Consider the following 22215-nt stretch of genomic DNA (forward strand, 5'->3'; position numbering starts at 1 on the left):
ATTCTAGCGTTTACCGCTGCTGGCTATACTTGCAAGAGGTGACAAGTCTCCTAGAAATAGAAGGCTCATGCGTGCAGTTAAACAGGCTTTTGCTCAGAAAACAGACATTTATCAGAATCACACCCCGCAGGTCCTACTTCGGATAAATCTTTCGCGTCGTATTGCATGAGTGCTGATTGAAAATCATGAGTGCGACGTCGCGTTTTAACTTGTTGCATTAATTCGTCATATTGTTGTTTCGATATTGGTTCAAAAGGTAAACGCGGGAACGTTTGATGAGCGTCAAATCGTGCCAAAAGTGCGGCAGAGATGTAACCTTCATTATGGTTGATAGCCTCGTAGATGCGAGTTCCTAGGGCTTCAACTTCGTTTTCCCGCAGTTCAATTGTCGCAGAGGTATTGTGCGAGACGTAATGTTTTTGGACTTGCATATAAAAATCCATTTGAGAAGTCGCGCTAAATTGACTGATATCAATTTCGTCCGCACCTGGTAAATCAGCCCAAGAGACAGCGACAGGAATTTCGACTAACCACTCGGTACAGCGCGGATCGAAGGGATCGTTGAGGAGATTGCCATTTTCGTCTTTATCTGATTGTGATGGAACAACGTTGTAGCCGTAGTCAATACAAGCGAGGGCTACAGGATCGTTTTTGCGGAACGTAATCCGACGAATAAAGCGTTGCGCTTTAGGGGGGTGCCAACCTGGAGAAGCACCTGTGAGTAAGGATTTTGTACCTGATGGTTGGACTGTCGTACAACGGTTTGGGCATTTAATGTTGTGGCGATCGCAATATTCCCAAATCACCTGATGAACAATGTCTTTCCACCGACTCAGGTATTCTTGCTCTTTTTGTTTGTATTCTAAGCCTTGCGGTGTTGCTGGTCTTCCTGCTGTCCACCACCGCAGCCACTCGACACCAAAAGCACGAACAAAAAAGTCAAATAACCCTGTAAAAGATACACCAACGATCGGGTCTAATTCGCGCGATTCTTGATAGCGTGGTTCAATAAATTTGTGATTTAATAACGTAGCAACTGAAAGCGCACCTGCGGTAAAGGCTTCTTGTTGTTCTCGCTCGTTATTTGGATCTATTTGATTAAGATGGATCTCGGACAAATTACAATGGAAGTTAGCGCCAATAATTTCTCCACAATTGTGCGCCACCAACCCATTAGCATCAAATCTTGCTGCAGAAGGCACTGTACAATCATATACAGCTTCTTCTCCATCTGGCTCAATACTTAATACTGTAACAGCAAAACGTTCGCAATTAAATTTACGCTTGTCACCTGATAAGAATTGTTCTAAACGCGCAGCTTTTGTCGGTTCTTGAAATCCAATCAGCTCTTGAAATACACAAATGTTATCGTTTGCAATAACTAATTCATGCTGAGGAGGACTGGATGGCGAGGTTTCCTCACCATGTTGAAGTCCGTCTTTACAAAAATATTCTGCAAGTGGTCGCTGGGAATCTAACGTCAGTCTTGCACCTACAGTGCGTCGATTTTGGTAAATGCAAGATGCAATTCCTAGTCGAAGTAGCATTCGTTGCACAGCTTCTAATAATTGCAAATTGCTTTGAGCTAAACGGACACTCACACCTTGAAATTGGCTTTCCTGAATGCTACCATCTGCGTCAAATAATCCTCGTAAAAAGCCACGATAAAACTCAAAACTAGCTTGTTCGATTGTAGGAGTAATTGTTTTATCTGAAGTAATATGACGATCGCCAGCAAGCTTTGCTAGTTCAGTAGAATTTATCTCAAAATCTTTGTTTTGATAGTGTATTTCTGTTAACTCTGTACTACAGAGCACAGCGTTTTTGACTACATCAAGAGCATAATTGCGCGTAGTTTCTTGGGCATCGTCCCAGGCTCTTAAGCTAGTTTGATGGCAATAGTTTTTGGGATTGACTTTGAAACAACCGTCGCTGATTAAGTTACCAATCAACCAACCTTCTTCTTGTGTTCCTGTACCTTCCCAAGGTGTTAATCCGCGATGATTGTGAATGAGGATGCGATCGCCTGACTTTAGTTCACGCGCAGCCACCCACTCTGTATACTGATTCTTTTGCGTTTGAGCAGTAACTTTTAATAGTTGATGGTTTTCTGTCAGGCGCAGACTGTAACCTTCTTGCGTTTGCACCTTAACGACTGGTTTAACTCCCGTAAAGAAAAAGCCTTGAGGTGTTGTACTAAACAATTCACCATTAACGTAGGTGCTGTGTTGTACGCCAATTAGGTCTTTGACTTGTTTTGGACCTTCGCCCGTATGAATCCACGTCTCTGCTGTAACGCAAGGATTGAGACCGTATCTTGAGAGTCGATGTTCAATTTCTTCAGGTGAAAATTCGCTATAGCGATCGCATAACCATTGTTGTGCTTGTTCTTTACCTTGAGTATAAGCTTGCAGAAATTCACTTTTGAGTTCAGGAGTAGTTAAGATATCTGCGTTTGCACGGGCGATCGCTTCGGGTGCGTATTGAATTGCACCTTCGCCTGAGTAATACTGGTTGCGTACTGCGGTAATACATTCATCTAATGTTGGTTGACGATGAAACACGCGCGTATGATTTGCCATCCGCAGTGCATCGCGTTCAGGATCGATTCGCCAGTTACCATTTTCATCTTGTTGCCACAAATTGCTTTTAGCATTGGCAAATAACTCATCGTTGCTGTCACCTTGACGCATTCCCGCACTTCGTCTAACATTTCCGGCAACGACGACAACAGCAGCTTCATCGATTAATAAACAGCATTCGACTGAGTTGAGTTGCCTTCCAACTGCTTTATTGAGAATTGCTGCACAACGCTGATACAGTTCGGGTAGCTTGATCGGGTTAGCCACACCACCAAAGCCTTTGAGAAGTTCACCAGCTGGGCGTACATTACGAAGATCGATGCGGACATTGACTTCTCCTGCAAATTGTTCGTTGCTGGATAATTCGAGAAGCGTTTGATACGATTTCACCCAACCTTGACGACTATCGCCAACATGCATTGTAATATTGTTACCAACAATCTGAATTTCAGTATTTTCTCGGCGTTCGATTGCTGGTGTTATCCCAATTTCTCCGGTAATTGATACGTTTAAGCGATTGCGTATCGGTGGTAGTTGATTGATATACTGCGGTTCGAGAACAGCACCAGTACCACACCCCATCATTGCCAAATCCATCATCAAGCCAAACGCCCGCCAGTCGGTAACGTTGGTACTCGTACAGTTATAGGCTCCAGAAAAATTTTCTGGCTTTTCGATCCATTCTGTGCCACCAACCCATAACCAACGCCCACTTGGCAGCGCTTTCATCTGCTGCTGCATTTTAGCTAGTACCGCTACTTCAGCATCAGTTAGTTTGCCTAATTTGACTAAACCTTTGAGCGTGCGATCGCAGACTTCTGCCCAGCTTTCCCGTTTACCATTCGGCTGGCGGCGGCTGTAGGTTCTGAAAAATACAGGATTAGCAGCAGGCGCAGTTTCAGGAAACTGACTAGTTTGGTTAGTACGCTCAAGCTCTCGAACCATAGATGAGGAAATTTACGTCGTGTTGGTTTGGGATAGATTAAGACTATACGTCATTTATATATAGTGGTAAAGACGTTGAAATTTTTGCGGATTTGCGCTAGCAGTAGTGGGTTATTCTACTTTGCGTATAGATGAGTACGCAACTCAAAGCCGTTATCCATCAAGCTACAATCGTTGATGCAAGCGCGTTTTTCTCAACATTTTTGTGGAGGCAGTTATGGTACGGTACGAGCCATGGCAATGTTTGCCCACATCTGCTGAACTGCCTGATTCTGACGATACTCCGGTGGACAATGAACTGCAAAATCTGATTCCCAATCTTTTAGCAGCCGTCTTGGCGTTGGTCTGGACCGATCGCAGCGATTGGTTCTTTGGTGTTGATATGGGAATTTATTATGCTCCAGGAGAACCACCGATTGTTCCTGATGGATTTTTGAGTTTAGGCGTCGATCGCTTTGTGGGAGAAGAAGGGCGATTAAGCTATGTTTTATGGGAAGAAGATAATAAAGTGCCAATTTTAGCGTTAGAAGTCGTCTCTAAAACTTACAGTGGCGAGTACGAACAGAAAAAAGATGATTATGCTCGTTTGGGTATTTTGTACTACGTCATTTATGCCCCAGGTAGAGGCAGACACCGTAAAAGAAAGGTATTGGAAGTATATCGCTTGGTTGATGAGCAGTACGTGCTACAAACGGATGAACCATGTTGGATGCCAGAAATTGGCTTAGGTATTGGACGTGAGGAAGGAACGTATCAAGGTTGGACGCGCGAATGGCTTTATTGGTACGATGAGGCAGGAAAGCGACTACCGACCCCAGAGGAAATAGCACAACAAGAAAGCGATCGCGCCACTTTAGCAGAACAACGCGCTGAACGTTTAGCCGCCAGACTACGAGATCTGGGCATAAATCCTGACGATCTTTAATTAACCCTAACGCGAAAGCGAATAAAGCCATAAGAATTCGGTGGGTTTCCTGGTGCTGTTGCGCGGGGAATTGTACCTAGATCGATAACGACAGCACCATTCACATTGTTCAGTACACGCCCGTTAACAGTGCTACCAACGCGGCAAGTTGATGGAAGTGTTTCTACAGAAGTATAAAATCGACCGCGATCGCCATCATTGACATTCGTTAAATTAGTGCTGGTCGCCCCTAAAGTCATCCTGATACCTTTGCCCGTCTCAAAACTATCCGCAATGAAAGTACTATTGGCAGGAATCAAATCGCAGATTCTTGAATTTAAAGCATCACCACCTGTAGACAAAAAGTAAATGGTATATTCGACTTCTTGTTGCGGTTGTACGCTACCTGTAATTGCACCTTGTAAATAACCTGCTTGCCAATTGGGATGATTATCCTGGGAATCGCTAGGATCGTCTACAACAGTTGTAATTGCCTGAGCATTGATTGCTGTAATCCGCTTAACTAGTAATAAGTTAGGATTATTTGAGATAGTAGTTGTCGTTGGATTAGTGTAATTAATACAGTCAAAATAAAGCGAATTTAAGCGATTTTGCGAAGCGCTAGTAGTTGTAGCCAAGGCACCGATTCTATATCTGAACGACGATATATTGGAGTATTCGGCAGTGACAATGTTTTGAGTCGCAATCAAACTAATTCCAGGGTGGTTTTGTGTGTTTGCAGCTGTAAATTGTACTAAAGGTGGAATAGAGCTAGCCGTTAGGTTGGTTGGATTTTCTAAGGTATATCGAGCCAAGTCACTCAATTGAATATATTCTCTAACGCTACTACCATCACCATCAATATCTACACCAGAAGCATGGAAGCTACTAATATTAACTGGTGTACTTGTGCCAGTGTTAACAAAAGTAATTGTAAAATCAACACTCGAATCTACGGTATTTGCAGCAGTAGTAAGTTCTGGTTGAAAAGCGTCAGCTGAACCGCTAGCAGTGCCATCAATAGCATTTAGCCTTGCACCATTATTAAATCGATCTATTCTAACCAAAGCATCAATACTGGGAGCAACGTTAGCAAAGCGATAAACCGCACCTACTTGTAAAGCGGTTCCTGATACCAAATTTGGGTTTTGGAAAGAAAATAATGAAATATTAGAACCACGACAAACGCGGCTAGATAAATTAACTGTGACATCTTCAGCCGTACTCGATGCTGAATTATAAGTTGCGGTTGCTGTACCTGCGGTTGTCGTACGAGTAGGATCGCTATAGGTTGTTGTTGCAGGGTTTTGGTAAGTGCCAGCAGTCACCGATGCGGCAATATTTACCGTAAAAGTCAGCACAACACTACCACCACCAGGGATATTAAAAGTGCCAAAGCTTGGTGTTGCAGTACCCGCAGTCGGGTTAGTTGTAGTAGGACGAGTAGCACCACCATTTAGAGTAACGCTACCTACAGAGGCATAAGTAAAGCCCGATGGTAAGGGATCAGAAATAGAGACACCGTTTGCTGTGGCTCTACCAGCAGCATTAGCAACAGTAATTGTATAAGTTGCCGTAGTACCACTCGGCGTATTGGTGACTGTGGGTGTAGAGGTAGTTTTGGTAACAGTTAAACTGGGAATGCACTCCGCACCCGAACTTGCACCAGGAATTGTGCTAGAAGAAATCGTAGTACTTTGACCTGCTGCACCAGCAGTTGCACCGAAACTATTGGTTGTGACTACTGTAGTACCATTCGTTCCACCAGATACATCAACCGTAGCCGCAATTATACTTGAACGGCCAACAAAACCACCGCCACCACCGCCACCAGGACCGTGAGGAGATCCACCGCCAGTATTTGTCCCACCAGTTCCCCCTCTAGCATTGACACTGAGACTACCCGAACCAGCGTTTAATGCCGTTACCAGAACACTACCACCAGCACCACCGCCACCACTACCATCGTTAGTAACTGAGTTATTTGCCGCTGCCCCGTTTGCATTAATTGTGCTATTGCCACTTAAGCTGCCAATCCGCAGCATGACAATACCGCCTCCAGCCGCACCACTACTAGCGACTCCACCACTAGGAGTGCCAGTTGCATTGTTAGTTGTTCCCGCACCACCGCCACCACCGAGGACAACGCGATTAGCGGCATTATTAACAACTGCACCTCCAAGACCACCGACAGCTGCGCTACTACTCCACGCATTACCACCTCTACCACCTACGCCACCGTTACTACCACCACCACCGCCAGAGTTTTGGTCATTAGCTGTTGGGTTACTATCTGTACCACCACCCCCGGCATTACCAGGTGCGCCACGAGCGGTACTACCATTTACGTATCCTTCCACAGTTGTATCAGTAACGCTAGTACCATTAAATACATAGCGGGGTGTTCCGGCGATGCCTTCGCCTTTAGCGCCGTGAAAGTTATTTGTTGCTAGGTTGCGGTAATCGGTACCAGTACCACCACTACCTCCTGTAAGCCCGCGACCACCGCCACCTCGAAAGCCTCTACCACTAACATCTATCGTGCCACCGCCGAGGCTACCAGCAACATCAACTGCGACAATACCACCAGTCGTACCATTCCAAGCACTCGCGTTTACGTTGTTTAAGCTGCTGACGCTGGAGTATTGCGGTACGCGCACTACTTGAAAACGCCGCTGACCTTGGGTGCCAAAGTTAGCATTAGTATAAGAATTAATTAATCCGTTGTTTGTCCCGCGACCTTGAATATTTAGCGTACCGCCGCCAGTTCCTACCGAGTTTGTCGCCACAACATATTCATATAAACCAGAGTTGTTAATGTTGCTTACACCGCTTCCAGTCGTACCATCGCCATAAGCAATAGTGTTATTCGAGTTAATCGCGGCGTCTTGCATTTGAATGACAAGTAGTAAATCACCCACGGCTATTGGGGTTGTCGCCCCGGTAGCAGTTCCTACGGTAATTGAAGTGGCACCAGCGCTAGCACTCGCAGTTCCAGGATAGTAGGTGTTAACTACACCAGTAGGTGTCGCTGGACCATCTTTTCCAGGCGTGGCGCAAAGTTGTGTCGTTTGTGCGGCTACTTTTGAATTTGGTGTCAGTAGTAGCAGTAAGCCTGGGGAACTAACAGTTGTCAATACTAGGAATACACTCATAGCTAGTCTGCGTAATCGCTTCATTCGGGGCATAAGTTGCGGATTTAGAGGGCAAATAACCTTCATGGTGTGTTATCTGGCGCTTGCGGGTGCTGGTTGTTACGGTGCGATTGTTTTAACTTATTACGAAGTTGCGAACTCACAACTTCAGGAGAAGTTTTAGGCGGCGCTGGTACTGGTTTTTGCAATCCAAAACCATCAAATAATTCATTCAACTTAACTGTTAAACCTAAATATGCACCTCCAGAAGAACGCGAACCACTAAAATCTCTGTCACTGACATCACCAAAGGCGTAACCTGCACTTAAACGTAAGTTGGGAGTCAGATAATAACCCGCCTCGACGACAAACCCAGTTTCACTAAAGCCTGTTGTGGGTTGATGAATCCACCGCGCCTCACCGACTAAATCAACGCTGTAGCTTAAACGGTAAGTAGCGCGTAGTTGTGCCAAATTGATCGTGCTTGTCCCAACCAAGTCTGTGGCAAGATACGAAGTACTATTGCGCAATGCATATTTACCGTAAAATTCCCATTGCCAATTCGGAGCGTAAAGTGCTTCTAAAGCAAAGGTATGCTCTTCATAGCCTGTGCCAGTGCCTAAAAGTAAAGTGTCAGGAATCGTTGCCGGATTTTTACGGTATTCGTAACGCAATAAGGCGTTGAATTTATCGCTATAAGGGTCGCGATAAGCTAACCCAGCTTTGAAATTAACTGTATTTCCTAATCCGGCAAGTTGTTGATTAGAAAAATTGGCTTGTTGATAGCGTACTAAAGCTGTGAGGGCGGGAGATATTTTTCCGGTAACATTTGCTCCAATAACTGTGTTAGAACCACTAGGAGAAGTGCGATGTTCGTAGCGGGCATTAGCTTGAAAATCGGAACTTGGATTATATTCAAGTCCAATACTGTAGCTGTTACCTGCACCAAATCCTAAAGAAGCGGCACTTTGCCCTGGGGCGAAGGGCTGTGCAAATTGTAACCCTGCGGCGGTACGTCCGAAGAAATCGCCAAAAATGCGTTCGTAAGCTAAATTCAGTTTTAAACTTGGTGTAATGTCCCAACGATGCTTTAAACCGATCGCACCTTGCCCAGAAAAGTCATTTAAGCCACCAAAAATAGAATAACGTCCAGTGAGTATCGTATTTTGACTAAATTTGTGTTCGCCAACAACTTCTACACTCGTAATCGAATTTCCGGCAAATTGCCCGCGCGTGTAAAATTGTTGCGCCAAACGCAGATTAACACCAGGTAGCAATCCCCAGTCTAAGCCAAGAATTGTGCGATCGGGATAAACGGCATCAACTCGATCGGAGAAACTAAGTTCGTTTTGCGCGAGAAAAGTGAGATTATCAGTTAATGGCAAGGTGAGGCGCGATCGCAATTGATTGGAAGTTCCACTCAATGCATTAGGTGCAATGCGATCTTCTCTTTGACGATGAATCCAATCAACGGTGACGTTAGCTTTACCGATGCGTTGTTCAACTCCTGCCAAAATGGTTGTAAGTGAGTTATCGACGCGACTTCCTGGTATTGGTTCAACTCGTGGCGTAAATAAATCTTCAAATGTTCTTAAAGGTTCAGGCGCTATGCCTTGATTGACTTCGCGATCGTATTGCAGTCTTAAATTTGTTTGTGGTGAAAGTTTACCAACAACTTGCGCGCCATACCGCGTTTGCCCAGGAACAAAACTAATTGTGGCATTATTCGCAAATCCAGTATCAGCAGTGCGAAAATAGGCACTTGCACGAATCCCTTGGGCAATTTCTGCGATCGCTTCTAAACGGTAAGCCGAACCACTAATAGCCCCCAAAAGTTCGGAATCGTTGTTTGAATGTGCATATTCAGCAATTAATCGTGTTTTTTCACCCAACGCAATTGAAGCATCTGCACCGTATAATTCAAAGTCACGAACTCCTTGATTTTCTTGTAAATAAGTTGCTCCAATCCAACTTTCTTGATTGAGTTGCCGCGAGATGTGATACTGTAAGCGACCACCGTAGATTGTGTTACGCCCGTTTTCTTGACTTTCGTATTGATAAGTTGCAATAATCCGTCGCACCAAAACCTGTCCGGTTTGATCGACATCGGTACGCAAAATCGGTTGGCGAAAGAAAAGAGTACCGCGATCGTAATCAATATCGTAGTCAATGCCGCGCGTCAATTGTTGGCGCGAAAGTACAGTACCAGGGCGATTTAATTCTTCTAATTCAATAAAAACATTCTCACTACCAGGGAAAAGTAACCGCCGCGATAGAAAGTAATAGCCACTCGTTCCATCTGGGGCGATCGCATCGCGTTGAAAACCTTGGACGTTATTGCCATAGAAACCCGTAATCTGCAAATTACCCCAGTTATAGTTCGCTTTAAAGCCATGCAGTTGGCGCGTTGTTGCCGAAAATTGCTGTGAAGTGCGGGCAAACTCTTGCGTATCAAAGTCACCCCACATGGCATAATCAGGTTCTGCATTGAGAATTTGGGGCGATCGCTCAAAGCGTAAATACAAACTATCTTGGGAAGGTGTTAGCGCTGTAACTTGAGAATTATCACCATAGGTAGGATACGCTTGTTCGCACGGTTGAGTATCGCGAAATAAACGATCGCGTCCGTTGCAATCTCGATTTAAAGTGCGATCGCTATTGTAGGCACCTGTAAATAACCATTCGCCAACTTTTCCTGTAGCAAAAGCCGCGCCGTAAATATCAAGTTTAGTTTTATTGTCATCCGGAGGTAAAAATTCGCGAAAACTTTGATAAAAATCGGTACCACCACGCCCTAAACGCACGTCAATGACGCCAGTTGCAATCGACGGTCGCAAATCGGTTTCAAATTGCAGTTGTGTAAAAGCTTCAATATCGGCGATCGCGGCGCGAATTGTCACAGTTTTTGCTTCTAAACCCGATCGCAGTGTGGTGCTAAATTGCCCTTGCTTAGCTTGTACTTGAAATCCTGGTGCCGTTGGGTTAACATCTTTTTCTACAAATTCACCAGCACTGGCGGCTAAAGTTACAACAGCATTTTGATTTGTCCGATTACCATTCGCATCAATTAGTTGTCCTTGAATTGTTGTGGTAGAACGTCCATCAGCTGGAATGCGGGCAGCTTCTGTTTGCAGTGTGATTTTTTTGACTCCACCCCGCACTTGAACTTTGATTGTCGCAGGTGCCAACCCTGGCGTTGTAGGCACAGCAACGATCGCGTTCTCGCCTTGTTCTAGGGAAACGCCGTACCAAGTTTGTGTTATCAGTTTATTTGTTGTGTCAGTTTCCGTGCGCCCAATCAAAGAATCATCAACGGCAACACCGTTAACTTGTAGTTCGATTTGAGCATCGATTGGATAGGCGACAGTAATTGATGTTGAGGGCAGATCGATAACTTGATTCGAATTTGGTGCAATAATTTTAATCGTTGTCGTTGGTTGAGATGCCGCTTGTACTGGTACATCAGATGATACAGGTGTGGCAACTGCGATCGCGCCAGTGAGAAATTCAACGGTGCATATTAGTAAGAAGGCGCTGAATGTCTTAATCATGACTGCCTTCCTCTGCAAGCGGGATAACAGCAAAATTCATGCGTGCTAACCCTCCTGGGGCTAAACGTACCAAGCGCGATTGGCTGTTGCGTTCTTTAAATTTGCGATTCGGGGCAAGGCGATAACCTGGAACACTGGTGAAGTCTAAAACGCCTGTTCGATATCCAGGTAAAACATTTGCTACAGAAAATAACCCTTGTTTATCCGTAATAACGCGGTTGCCGTCATCGAGAAAAATGACAGCATTAGGCACGCCTGGTTCATTCGGTTGTTGTTCGCCGTCAAAGTTTTTGTCAACAAAGACGCGCCCGATTAAGGTACCGCAGTCGGATAAAATGCCAGGTAGCAGGCGGAGTCGATGAATTGCCGGACCGTCTTTAACGCTGATATTGTTATCGGTGCGTTGGGCAGTGGCGATCGCCGAATTTTCACCTGTGCCGCGAATTGCCGCCGGAGTCAGAACAGCCGCGTAGGCAACGTTGAGAATTCCTGCAGGTGGAAGGGTAATATTTAAGGCTTGAAAGGTAACTTGCGCATTCTTCTGAGTTGCATTGATTTGTACTGAATTGCCATTAAACTCTGCTTGTACTGAAGCCGGAACAAAGTTGAATCCTAAAGGCAAAGTATCGGCAATGACGACATTATTTATCGAGGAACTTGCCAGGTTTTTGACCGAAAGACGGTAAATGACTGTATCGCCTGGGGTAGCTGTCGCGCGATCGCCTGTTTTGATAATTTGTAAATCTTGTGCTTGACAAATGTTAGTTTTTATATTTAAGGTTCCGAGAACTAACCCTACTCTCTCGGCATCGCGAATATTGATTGTGTTAACAAGGGTGGTGCGATCGTCTGTAGAACTGAGCGGTTTACCATCTAAAGAGGTTGCTTGATAAACAACAACATCGCCTCGACGTTCTTGAATCGTAATTTTGACGCGGCGTTGGTTGTAAATTGTATTAGGCGGTGGATTGACAATCAGAACATAAGTTCTACCGATGTCTAGTTGCCCTCGGTTAGGGTCAAGCAGAAAATTATAATTGCCCTGTTCGCCGTTGGTTAGAAAAAATGGGTTACTATTTTCTATATTTGGCGCCAAACCTTTAGCGATTCCGTTACCTGGAATATCTGGTAATTCGGTACGCGTAAGCGAGACAAGGTTTCTGACTTCAGTTTTTGTCGGATCGTTAGGTTCTACTTCATACAAAGCAACGCTAAAACCCGTGTAGTCAGAGAGAATTTCTCCTGCGCAGCCTGTAACTTGCCCTAAGGGATCGATTAAGCCCGCAATATTTAGAGAGTTTTGTGTAGTAAATCCAGATATTGACTGCGTATCGTCAAAGTTGTAACTATAAGCAGCTTGATTAATAATATTGAGCGAAGTTGTTTGTTGCGTTTGTGCGAAAACGGGTGCAGGTAAACTTACTCCTAACATTGCTGCGAGTAGTAAGTTATGTTGCCAACGCTGCGTATCCATGACAAGGCTATTCCTACTGAAAGGCATGAGGAATCTGTACTGTCAGATGCGATATTTGCACCTGACAGCGAGGAGATAATGTTGAGTTATGTGGTTTAGCGATTAACGCACTCGCACTTGGTAACTAGCATTCACGGTTGATTTAGCATTAATCGGGGTAGTATATTGCCAGCGAATATGCGTGTAACGTTCGGCTGGTGCGGGACGAGTTTCGACTTTACCGTCGGGTAACTTGACTTGAATGGTGGGATTTTCTACAAAAGTTTTGCCGTTGTCGATGCTGTAAGTCATTTTGGTACCGCTAGGCGCAGTCGCTGACTTGAGAACGTAAGTTGTTTGTTTTGGAATCGGCTGCGTGACGACAAAGTTTCTCACCGCGCGATCGCTAGTATTTTCGCTGGTAACGGTGTAGCGCAGTGTATCGCCTGGTTGGACGACAACATTACCTTTGAGTGTTTGCCAGGTAACTTGCGGTTTACCAGCAGCATCTTTCGTAACAACTTTCTTTGCAGCAGCCAAATTAAGTTGCATTTGGGCTTGTTGACGCTGTACAGTTTGAGCGATCGCGACTGTTTGTTGCATCGCCGGAAGTGCGACGAAAGGTAAGGCAGTTGTTAAGGCGATCGCCGCAAATTTTACAAAGGTTAAACTTTTCATCAAAAACTCCTAACTTCTTACTGACAAGACTTACGCAGAGGAATCTGCGTTGAAGTCCCCCATGAATGGGGGTTTAGGGGGCAGTAGCACGCTACAACTACTGCCGATTGCAGACTTAAATCGAACTAATTAACTCGACGTTGGAAGGTAAACGTCCCTGCGCTACCTGGCGTGACGGGACCTGCTACTGTATCTTCATAGCGAGTGACGTCAGTTGCCGCAGTCGTTCCTTGGACATCACCTGTTGGAGCAAACGTTACGGTACCGCCAGTAGAATCAACGGCTGTTGCGGGAACATTACTCGTGTCGATAATGCCGTCACTGTTACTATCTAATGCCCAGTTGTTACCACCTGTCGTTCCATCTTCAATAATCCGCAAGTTGCTGGCATTTAAAACAACGTTACCCGTACTTCCACTTGGTGCAGTTTCCGAGATATTGGTATAGGTAATGCGGTACTCAATGATGTTGCCTGGTGCAGGGTTTTTCGGAGTTTGGCTGAAGGCATTTTCCCCAGCGACAACCGCAGGTCCTGTACCTTGCAAAATCCGCGATTCTTTGACAACTCGGACGAAGCCAGTGTAAAGACGATTGATCGTGGTGTTGAAAACTTCGGTTCCTGTATCAATTGCACCGTTGTTATTGATGTCGTTAAAAGCAGTGATTGGTACGGGGAAGCCAGTGAGTTGTGGTGTATTGGCGGGTAAATCGATCGTAACCAGATAGTTAGCGGTATTACCTGGTGATGCTGGTGTTAAGGGAATCTTGACAGGGTCAGTTGCGGAAGTTCCAGTACCCGAAACGAATGTAAAGCCTGTGGCAGGGTTATAGCTATAAGTTGCGGTTTCACCTGCGTTGTATGTAATTGTGACTAATGTACCATTGGGTAAGGCTGCGGGATCAGCAAGAGGCGTTGGTAGTAAGGAAACGGTTATTGGATCGGTCGTGGAACCATTGGCAATTGTGTTTGTGAACGTTCGTGGCGCGGGGTCTGGTATCGGTGCATTAGGTGCTAACCCTGCGGGAACTGTGGTTGATGCGTTGGTAAAGTCGTCGTTATTGTTTGTTGGTCCAACCGCATTGGGTTGATTCAAGGGACCATTCAGAACTTCGGGTACTGCACCAACGGTAGCAGATTGCGTGGCGCTGGCTTCGCGTTCGCCATTAGCAGGCGCACCACCAACAGCTATGGTACGTACCTCATTGGGATTTGCACCATCAGCTGCATCCGGCTGGTTCTGCGTGCTCGCACTATTATCATTAGCGCCAGTGTTACCCAAAACAACTGTGACATTTGTACCAGAAGGAGTTACGCCGACGACTACCGGAACCCGTACCTTAATGACTCGATCCGCAGCAATACTGCCTGTTGTCAAGCCTACTGCTGGAATCACTGTTTCAAATGTGCCATCGTTATTCAAGTCGGCAAGCAGTGGACCGGAAAGCGTACCGTTGGTAATACTCGAAGGCGCACCAGGAATGAAGATTGCTGTTGCGTCGTTACCTGTGTTAGTAATGGTAAAATCGAAGTTGAGGATATCGCCAGTTTGAATTGTCCCACCGTTGACATCTTGTACTGGATCGGCTGTTACGGTAATACCAGCGACTTTGGCAACTGTAATCGTTACTTGGTTAGAAGTAGCGTTGATTGAAGTTCCAGGATTGCTAGGATCTTCATAAGTTGCAGTTGCGGTGTTGCTAATTGTTGTACCAGCAGGAGTTCCAGCCGCAAGTACTGGTGCTGCTAGTTGAAATGCACCACTAAGGAGTAAGCCGGTTGCCAGCAGTTGACGATAAAGACTTTTACGGGATGTTTTCATAGTAGGAATCTATAAGTTCCGAAGCACAAAGGTAGTCATGGCAAATTCAACTGGTAAGCCAAACATGACTTCCAATCAAAAATGCTGGTTGGTAGGTGAAACTCTCAGAAAGGCTTTAAACTTCTAGCCAAACTGCGGACTTCTTTTAGCTACCCAATGTCGTTACAAACTTTACGGTTTTATCTTCCTTTAGATAGATGACATTTACCTTAAGGAAAACACTGAACTTGTTTTAGCAAGAAATTTCAGCAAAATACGGAGATTACTGAGGCGCGATCGCTTTACATAAGCGATCTATTACTAGATGATTAATTATTGATAGGCTTAATATAATAATTAAGTATGACTCCTTGGCGATCGCCTCTAGCGCGTGCTTTGCACAAAAACTCGCAGCCAGTCTCTCGCTATTTACAACTAGCAACGGTGCGTTTGGATAATCGCCCTGCCAACCGCACGGTTGTTTTTCGCGGTTTTCTAGAAGATACCGATCAGTTAAAATTTATTGTCGATGCCCGCACGCAAAAACCCGAACAAATTGCGCATCAACCTTGGGCGGAAGCGTGTTGGTACTTTATTGACACCCGCGAACAATTTCGGATTAGTGGTTACTTGAATTTAATCGGCGAAGATTGCCCCGACGCAACATTACAGCAAGCACGTCACAACACTTGGCGCGAAATCAGTGACGCGGCGCGATTACTTTTTGCTTATCCTCATCCTGGAAAGCCAAGAGATGATTTAGGATTTGACGTTCCACCACCAGATGCGACGCAACCCCTACCGCATTTTTGCCTATTGCTACTCGAACCGATTGAGGTAGACCACTTAAAGCTACGTGGCGAACCACAGAATCGATATCTCTATACTCGCAACAGCGATCGCACTTGGTCTACTCTAGAAATCAATCCCTAAAGTTTAAATTCCTGCGCCGTCAAGAAACTCTTGAATCGCTTTATTTCTTAATTGACAAGCTGCACCTTGAGTTGCTGGTATTTCTTCCTGACTTGGTAGTGCGTCACCTGCTTCTTCCGCAGCAATTGAAATATGATACACAGGTGCAGGAGTCTGCTTATGCTGTAACTGCTCTACTTGTTGTTCTAGAGCTTCTATGCGGTCGACTAAAGCGCGAATAACTTCTGCTTCTGAGTCCGGTAGGCTACCATGTTCTAGCGGATCGACACGAACACCAGAGCGATAAATCACGCGTCCTGGTACGCCAACAACTGTACAGTTAGAAGGAACATTGCGCAGAACTACCGATCCCGCACCAATTCGGACATTATTGCCAATCTCGATATTACCTAAAACTTTGGCACCAGCACCAACAACGACGTTATCGCCTAAGGTAGGGTGGCGTTTGCCGCTTTCTTTACCTGTACCACCAAGCGTGACTCCTTGATAAAGCAAAACATAGTCACCAACAATAGCTGTTTCCCCAATCACGACTCCCATACCGTGATCGACAAAAAAGCCTTTACCAATAACTGCGCCAGGGTGAATTTCAATTCCTGTGAGAAAGCGTGCTATAAAAGAGATCAGACGCGGAATGAAGGGAATACCCATCTTGTATAGCTTGTGCGCTATCCGATGCAAAATAATTGCTTGCAAGCCAGGATAGAAGAACAACACCTCCAGCCAGTTACGTGCCGCTGGATCGCGCTCAAAGATAATTTGAAAGTCAGCAAGTAGGGTAGAGAACACCTTAAAATACCCAACATAGGCAAAACATCTCACAATTTATCTTAGCGTTTTCTGTCGCTTGGCAATTAAAAATTTCAAAAGACATCATTACTATGCCACCATTTTTGTTGATTTTATTTTTGCTGATTAGTTCGAGTTGGATGACTGAAACTTTTGTTTTAATTCCTCTCAGGGCTTTTAGAGAGTTTCATTTACCAAATATGCTGATTTGGGGTGCAGTTGCGCTGGTTTTATTCTGGTGCTTTGGCGAATGAATTGCGAAGTGGTACTTGTGCATTGAGATTGACGCTTATGAAAAATGATATGATTTTCAACTCGGAACTAAGGAAGTTGTGAACTATGGCGCGTCTAGCACTGCTGAGCGTATCGGATAAAACAGGGTTGATTGATTTTGCTCGAAGTTTAGTTGCAGAATTCGGCTTTGATCTGATTAGCAGTGGTGGTACAGCCCAAGCCTTGAAAGATGCAGGATTACCAGTAACAAAAGTTGCTGATTACACAGGTTCGCCAGAAATTTTAGGCGGAAGAGTCAAAACATTACATCCACGCATTCATGGCGGTATTTTGGCGCGTCGTGATGTTGCGCAAGACGTTGCCGATTTAGAAAATAATCAAATTCGCCCAATTGATTTAGTAGTTGTTAACTTGTACCCATTTGCGGCGACGATCGCTAAACCTGATGTCACTTTACCCGATGCGATTGAACAAATTGATATCGGCGGTCCTGCGATGCTGAGAGCCGCAGCAAAAAATTACGCTCATTTAACCGTGTTGTGTGACCCTACGCTGTATGAGGCGTATCTAGGAGAATTACGACAACATAATGGCGATGTTTCTTTTGAATTTCGCCAACAATGCGCGATTAAGGCATTTTCTCACACCTCAGAATACGACCAGGCGATCGCATCTTATTTGAGAGGTCAAGAATTATCACAACACTATACACTTTCAGGAACGCAGTTGCAGGCTTTGCGGTATGGGGAAAATCCGCATCAAAAAGCAGCTTGGTATCAAACTGGGAAGAAAGCAAGTGGCTGGGCTGCGGCTACAAAACTGCAAGGAAAAGAACTGAGCTACAATAACTTGGTTGATTTAGAAGCTGCGCGGCGAATTGTTGCTGAGTTTACTGATACTCCTGCGGCGACAATTATTAAACACGCGAATCCTTGCGGTGTTGCCTTAGGAAATTCGCTTGTAGAAGCTTATACCAAAGCTTTTAATGCAGATTCTACTTCAGCTTTTGGTGGCATTGTTGCACTTAATCAGCCGATTGATGCTGCGACTGCTACTGAGTTAACGAAGACGTTTTTGGAATGTGTGGTTGCACCTGGTTGCGAAGCAGCAGCCCAGGAGATATTAGCGGCTAAATCTAAAGTACGCGTGTTGATTTTACCAGATTTGAGTGCAGGAGCAAAAGAAACTGTAAAAACGATCGCGGGTGGATTTTTAGTACAAGCGGCGGATGATGTTGTTGCCGATCCGAATCAATGGCAAGTTGTCACGCAAAAACAGCCTACACCAGAACAATTAGCAGAATTATTGTTTGCCTGGAAAGTATGCAAGCATGTTAAGTCAAATGCGATTGTTGTCACGCGCGATCGCACAACTGCGGGTGTCGGCGCTGGGCAAATGAATCGTGTCGGTTCGGTGCAAATTGCTTTAGCACAAGCTGGAGAAAAAGCGCAGGGCGGCTTCTTAGCTAGTGACGGTTTCTTTCCGTTTGACGACTCGGTGAAAACTGCGGCTGCTGCGGGAATTTCTGCGATCGTGCAACCTGGTGGTAGTATGCGCGATCGAGATTCAATCGATGCGGCGAATGATTTAGGCTTAGTGATGGTGTTTACAGGAATACGCCACTTTTTACACTAATTAAATATCAGGGGAAAATTTTGCCTACCTCGAGATAGATGTCAGGAAAAGTCGTCAAGTGGAGAAGAGTCTGTTTATCTTGTACTGATTTTTGTTGATAAGTTTTACTTTCAGGTTTTCTAAAAACAATAACTTTTTCATCTTTAATGTCAATAACCCAGTATTCAGGGATACTCGCACGTGCATACAACGCCGCTTTTTTGTTGCAGTCATAGGTTAGTGTACGATCTGCGACTTCTACCAGCAGAAAAACATCATCTGGAACTGGATGTCTGTCAATGTAGTCACGGGAATCTATTTTGACAACAGCGATATCCGGGTCAGGTTCTGAGCGATCGCTCATATAAATTGGTTCTTGAACTCGAATATCGGCTTTTCCGGTAAGGAGATCGCGTAATATATCTGCGGTGCGCTTTGTAATTGCTGAGTGCGGTGGGTTTTTAGCCGCCATCTTGACAATCTGCCCTTCTATCAACTCCACTCGTTCATCTGGGTGCAAAATTCCCAGATCTGCCATTTTGTGATACTCCTGTACCGTAAATAATCTGGGTTGTGTTGTAGTCATAGATGATGCATTACAAAGATAATTTGTAGTAAGATGTAGTATTGTATTACAAGCGAAGTGCAATGGTAATAGGTAATGGATAAATGGTAAGACGGACTATTTATAAGCGAATTACCAGTTGCTTTTATCTTTATATTTAACTTGAAATCATGAGTGTATATCGTTTTGAGCAGTCGTTTAGTGCAGATCCTACGCTGAGCAAACGCTTATTTGAACTGCTAGACACTGTATTTTCTAACTTTGATATCAGCCGTCTTGCCAAAACCGCAAGAGTATTAGGCGCAGCTTGGGAAACGGCTTCTACTCCGTTTATTCAGTTTAATGATGGTGTTGCGGTTTCACACGTAGGCGTTTTAGAAATTCCGCTGCTGGTTATGGGAGAAAAGTTGATGGTAGGAGGAATTCATGCAGTAGCAACGCATCCTGAATATCGTCGTCGCGGGTATTATCGCGAAATTATGACAGAAGTGCTGGATTACTGCGATCGCCGCTATGAAACATTAGTACTGACAACATCACAACCTAAATTGTACGAACCTTTCGGCTTTCGCGTCGTAGAAGAACACAAATTTGTGGCGCAGTGTGAGGTAAAAGAAAGTAGCGAGCGCTTGCGCTTATTAGATTTTGCCGATTCAAGCGATATCAAACTACTGCATCGACTTTTAGAAACGCGTACTCCTGTCTCGAATGTTGTCGGAGTTTTGCCGCAGCAGGAAAAAGCTTTATTCTGTGTAAACGAAGCAACGCGCCCTCTGTATTATGCAGAAGATTTAGATGTGATTTTTTGTATGGAAATTGAAGACGATCGACTCCAGCTTTTTGATGTAGTAGGAACCAACATTCCCACAATAAATGAACTTTTGGCAAGACTTTCCCATCCTATTAAAGAAACTGTAGTTTATTTTAGTCCCGATCGCTTAGATGTAACTTTCCAAGCGATTCCCCACGTACTAGACAAAGCATTTTTGATGGTGCGTGGTAAGTTTGCAGCAGAAGGTCAGGAATTTATGCTACCGCGTTCTGCGCGTTGTTGACGTGCCAATAAGTATTAAAAATAAACGTATTACCAATTACCGATTACCCATTACTAATTACCATTTTCTACCTTTGCTAGACGACTTGCTAATAACGCTTGGTAGTCTAACCAAGTCTAATGGCGTAAGATTACTTCTGCACCTGATGGTAAGCCAATACTGTTTTCAGTAATGGTTAGATGCATTGGTCAATTTAAAGTAACGTATTATTTAAGTAAGTAAGTGGGTAAAAATAAATATAACTTAAGGGCTGGTAACTGGTAACTAGTAATTGGTCAAGCAGGATCTATTACTCATTACCCATTACCTATTATCTATTACCCGACAAATGTTATGTGTGATATTTGATTATGCCCACCTACTTACACGCATCAAGAATGATTCCCTCTAAAATCAATCATTGTTTGTAAATAAACGCCAGGCATTCCAGTATCAAAACAACGTCCCTGAACAACATAGCCTATCATTCCTTCAGCTTGGCGTAAACTTTCTAGTGCAGATGTTAACTGAAATTCGCCGCGATCGCGTCTATTATTCTTAATATTTTCTTCTAAAAAATCAAACAACTTTGGCGATAGTGCATATAGACCAAAGATACACAAGAATTCATCTTCCGTGACTCCTTCTACACGTAAATGTTGGCGTGCATATTCAATTGAGGGTTTTTCGTAAACTTGCGTCAGATTAAGAATTGATTCTTGTTGCCAATTTCCTGCAACGCAACCAGCTTTATGAATCATTTCTGCTGGCATTGTTGTTAAACCAATTGTACTTTGATTGACTTGGTTGTAGATATTTAAAACTTGCGCAGTACAAGATTGTTCGGTATCAGAAGCGTAGATGTGATCGCCTAACATTAAGAGGAAAGGTTCATTGTTTACCCATTCTTTAGCACAAAATACCGCATGACCATAGCCTTCTTGTGTGTCTTGCGTCAAGATTGTAATTTTGCTACCTAAATCTTGGAGATATTGGCTGTATTCTTGGTTTTGTGGAGATAATTTAGCAAACAGTTCTGGTTTGGGTGGTGATTTAAAAAAATCTTCAAAGATTGGGCGATCGCTTGTTTGTACAACAATACCAACTTCTTCAATTCCGGCGCTAATCGCTTCTTCTACAATAATTTGAATAACAGGTTTTGCTCTTCCGTCTTTGTCGATAATTGGAAAGAGTTCTTTTTTAATAGCTTTGGTAGCTGGAAACAAACGAGTACCAAAACCTGCTGCGGGAATTACTGCTTTGCGCATATTTTTTACTGATTGACGTGTATGTGTAATAGGTTTTTTGCTTTCTATTGATACATATACATTTTTTATTAACTTTATTATGATTTAATTGCTATTTAAACTAGAGATTAAATTTCAGTAGTTTCACTAAAGTTAATTTATAAAGTTTATCCGTGCTTTTACGCTACTCAAGCTTTAAACACAAAATATATTCTTATGTTATTGAACTTTTGATATTAGGTCAAATTTAATGGGTCTTTTCGATAAAGTATCTGGTATTCGCAGACCAACACAAATAACACTTGGTCCCGCCGAAGCATTTATGGTAATCGCATTAATAGCCATTGGCTCAGATGGATTTGTTGCTGAAACTGAAATACAAGCTATTCAAGTTGCAATATCTAGAATGAAGCTTTTTAATAGCTATCCATCTGATGTTATTAGAAAAATGATTAACAACCTCTTAGGTATTATGGAAAGGCAAGGAGCTAATACACTACTAAATGCAGCTGTAGCCGTTTTACCGCATGATTTAAACGAGACAGCTTTTGCTGTAGCAACTGATATTATATTAGCAGATGGTGAAATCACAGAAGAAGAAGAGACACTCTTAAATCATCTCTACCAAGTTTTAGAAATAACAGAAGATACCGCAACAAAAATTGTAGATGTCATGTTGATTAAAAATAGAGGTTAGGATCGCGCTTTTGTAACTGAAATACATTTATTTGGATAAGCTAATGGAGAAAGAAA

The 22215-nt window shown here is 43.9% G+C and carries 15 protein-coding genes; 6 read left to right on the plus strand and 9 right to left on the minus strand.

Annotated elements, in window-relative coordinates:
* Positions 1 to 77: 77 nt before the first annotated feature.
* Entirely contained in the window at positions 78 to 3527 is a 3450-nt protein-coding gene (gene nrdJ, locus B1A85_RS11340) for a ribonucleoside-triphosphate reductase, adenosylcobalamin-dependent (RefSeq protein ID WP_104547020.1), read from the minus strand.
* 217 nt (positions 3528 to 3744) lie between these two features.
* Between nrdJ and B1A85_RS11345 the strand changes: the two genes are divergently transcribed.
* On the plus strand, positions 3745 to 4452 hold the full coding sequence (locus B1A85_RS11345) for a Uma2 family endonuclease (RefSeq protein WP_104547021.1): 708 nt from the start codon (positions 3745 to 3747) through the stop codon (positions 4450 to 4452).
* Here B1A85_RS11345 and B1A85_RS11350 read toward each other — a convergent pair.
* From B1A85_RS11350 to B1A85_RS11370, 5 genes are all read right to left on the minus strand, one after another.
* Positions 4449 to 7586, minus strand: coding sequence for an isopeptide-forming domain-containing fimbrial protein (locus B1A85_RS11350; protein WP_168192387.1), 3138 nt, complete (start codon positions 7584 to 7586; stop codon positions 4449 to 4451). The genes B1A85_RS11345 and B1A85_RS11350 overlap by 4 nt on opposite strands.
* A 62-nt stretch (positions 7587 to 7648) precedes the next feature.
* Entirely contained in the window at positions 7649 to 11116 is a 3468-nt protein-coding gene (locus tag B1A85_RS11355; protein WP_104547023.1) for an invasin domain 3-containing protein, read from the minus strand.
* Positions 11109 to 12590, minus strand: coding sequence for a DUF11 domain-containing protein (locus B1A85_RS11360; RefSeq protein ID WP_210404390.1), 1482 nt, complete (start codon positions 12588 to 12590; stop codon positions 11109 to 11111). Before B1A85_RS11360 ends, B1A85_RS11355 begins: the two co-directional genes overlap by 8 nt.
* A 102-nt stretch (positions 12591 to 12692) precedes the next feature.
* Positions 12693 to 13247 carry a DUF11 domain-containing protein gene (locus tag B1A85_RS11365; RefSeq protein WP_104547025.1) on the minus strand — a complete coding sequence of 185 codons (555 nt, stop codon included), beginning with the start codon at positions 13245 to 13247 and terminating at the stop codon, positions 12693 to 12695.
* 125 nt (positions 13248 to 13372) lie between these two features.
* Positions 13373 to 15067 (minus strand): hypothetical protein, encoded by a 1695-nt coding sequence (locus B1A85_RS11370; protein ID WP_104547026.1) that lies wholly within the window; start codon positions 15065 to 15067, stop codon positions 13373 to 13375.
* A 342-nt stretch (positions 15068 to 15409) separates the two neighbouring features.
* On the opposite strand from B1A85_RS11370, the gene B1A85_RS11375 reads away from it, so the two are divergent.
* Positions 15410 to 15979 carry an Npun_F5749 family FMN-dependent PPOX-type flavoprotein gene (locus B1A85_RS11375; protein WP_104547027.1) on the plus strand — a complete coding sequence of 190 codons (570 nt, stop codon included), beginning with the start codon at positions 15410 to 15412 and terminating at the stop codon, positions 15977 to 15979.
* Positions 15980 to 15982: 3 nt separating this feature from the next.
* Here B1A85_RS11375 and cysE read toward each other — a convergent pair whose 3' ends face one another.
* Positions 15983 to 16768: a serine O-acetyltransferase gene (cysE, locus tag B1A85_RS11380; RefSeq protein ID WP_104547028.1), complete on the minus strand. Its 786-nt coding sequence runs from the start codon at positions 16766 to 16768 to the stop codon at positions 15983 to 15985.
* A 92-nt stretch (positions 16769 to 16860) separates the two neighbouring features.
* Here cysE and B1A85_RS23905 point away from each other — a divergent pair, with 92 nt between their 5' ends.
* Positions 16861 to 17022, plus strand: a complete 162-nt coding sequence (locus B1A85_RS23905; RefSeq protein WP_168192388.1) for a hypothetical protein — start codon at positions 16861 to 16863, stop codon at positions 17020 to 17022.
* 85 nt (positions 17023 to 17107) lie between these two features.
* The gene (gene purH / locus B1A85_RS11385; protein ID WP_104547029.1) at positions 17108 to 18637 is read left to right on the plus strand and encodes a bifunctional phosphoribosylaminoimidazolecarboxamide formyltransferase/IMP cyclohydrolase; all 1530 of its coding nucleotides are present in this window, start codon (positions 17108 to 17110) and stop codon (positions 18635 to 18637) included.
* A 7-nt stretch (positions 18638 to 18644) separates the two neighbouring features.
* Here purH and B1A85_RS11390 read toward each other — a convergent pair whose 3' ends face one another.
* Positions 18645 to 19202 (minus strand): Uma2 family endonuclease, encoded by a 558-nt coding sequence (locus B1A85_RS11390; protein ID WP_104547030.1) that lies wholly within the window; start codon positions 19200 to 19202, stop codon positions 18645 to 18647.
* Between the two features lie 149 nt (positions 19203 to 19351).
* On the opposite strand from B1A85_RS11390, the gene B1A85_RS11395 reads away from it, so the two are divergent.
* On the plus strand, positions 19352 to 20236 hold the full coding sequence (locus tag B1A85_RS11395; protein WP_104547031.1) for a GNAT family N-acetyltransferase: 885 nt from the start codon (positions 19352 to 19354) through the stop codon (positions 20234 to 20236).
* Positions 20237 to 20607: 371 nt separating this feature from the next.
* Here the strand turns inward: B1A85_RS11395 and B1A85_RS11400 are convergent, their stop codons facing one another.
* Positions 20608 to 21483, minus strand: a complete 876-nt coding sequence (locus B1A85_RS11400) for a UTP--glucose-1-phosphate uridylyltransferase (protein WP_104547032.1) — start codon at positions 21481 to 21483, stop codon at positions 20608 to 20610.
* A gap of 229 nt (positions 21484 to 21712) precedes the next feature.
* Here B1A85_RS11400 and B1A85_RS11405 point away from each other — a divergent pair, with 229 nt between their 5' ends.
* Positions 21713 to 22159, plus strand: coding sequence for a tellurite resistance TerB family protein (locus B1A85_RS11405; RefSeq protein WP_104547033.1), 447 nt, complete (start codon positions 21713 to 21715; stop codon positions 22157 to 22159).
* Positions 22160 to 22215: the final 56 nt, after the last annotated feature.

Origin of the sequence: Chroococcidiopsis sp. TS-821 (assembly GCF_002939305.1) — a bacterium.
Taxonomy (GTDB): Bacteria; Cyanobacteriota; Cyanobacteriia; order Cyanobacteriales; family Chroococcidiopsidaceae; genus Chroogloeocystis.

Coding starts and splice junctions, on each gene's coding strand:
- B1A85_RS11365 (WP_104547025.1), bottom strand. CDS start 13,247: ATGAAAAGTTTAACCTTTGTAAAATTTGCGGCGATCGCCTTAACAACT.
- B1A85_RS11360 (WP_210404390.1), bottom strand. CDS start 12,590: ATGGATACGCAGCGTTGGCAACATAACTTACTACTCGCAGCAATGTTA.
- purH (WP_104547029.1), top strand. CDS start 17,108: ATGGCGCGTCTAGCACTGCTGAGCGTATCGGATAAAACAGGGTTGATT.
- B1A85_RS11400 (WP_104547032.1), bottom strand. CDS start 21,483: ATGCGCAAAGCAGTAATTCCCGCAGCAGGTTTTGGTACTCGTTTGTTT.
- B1A85_RS11355 (WP_104547023.1), bottom strand. CDS start 11,116: ATGATTAAGACATTCAGCGCCTTCTTACTAATATGCACCGTTGAATTT.
- B1A85_RS11345 (WP_104547021.1), top strand. CDS start 3,745: ATGGTACGGTACGAGCCATGGCAATGTTTGCCCACATCTGCTGAACTG.
- B1A85_RS11370 (WP_104547026.1), bottom strand. CDS start 15,067: ATGAAAACATCCCGTAAAAGTCTTTATCGTCAACTGCTGGCAACCGGC.
- B1A85_RS11350 (WP_168192387.1), bottom strand. CDS start 7,586: ATGAGTGTATTCCTAGTATTGACAACTGTTAGTTCCCCAGGCTTACTG.
- B1A85_RS11395 (WP_104547031.1), top strand. CDS start 19,352: ATGAGTGTATATCGTTTTGAGCAGTCGTTTAGTGCAGATCCTACGCTG.
- B1A85_RS11375 (WP_104547027.1), top strand. CDS start 15,410: ATGACTCCTTGGCGATCGCCTCTAGCGCGTGCTTTGCACAAAAACTCG.
- B1A85_RS11390 (WP_104547030.1), bottom strand. CDS start 19,202: ATGACTACAACACAACCCAGATTATTTACGGTACAGGAGTATCACAAA.
- nrdJ (WP_104547020.1), bottom strand. CDS start 3,527: ATGGTTCGAGAGCTTGAGCGTACTAACCAAACTAGTCAGTTTCCTGAA.
- B1A85_RS11405 (WP_104547033.1), top strand. CDS start 21,713: ATGGGTCTTTTCGATAAAGTATCTGGTATTCGCAGACCAACACAAATA.
- B1A85_RS23905 (WP_168192388.1), top strand. CDS start 16,861: ATGCCACCATTTTTGTTGATTTTATTTTTGCTGATTAGTTCGAGTTGG.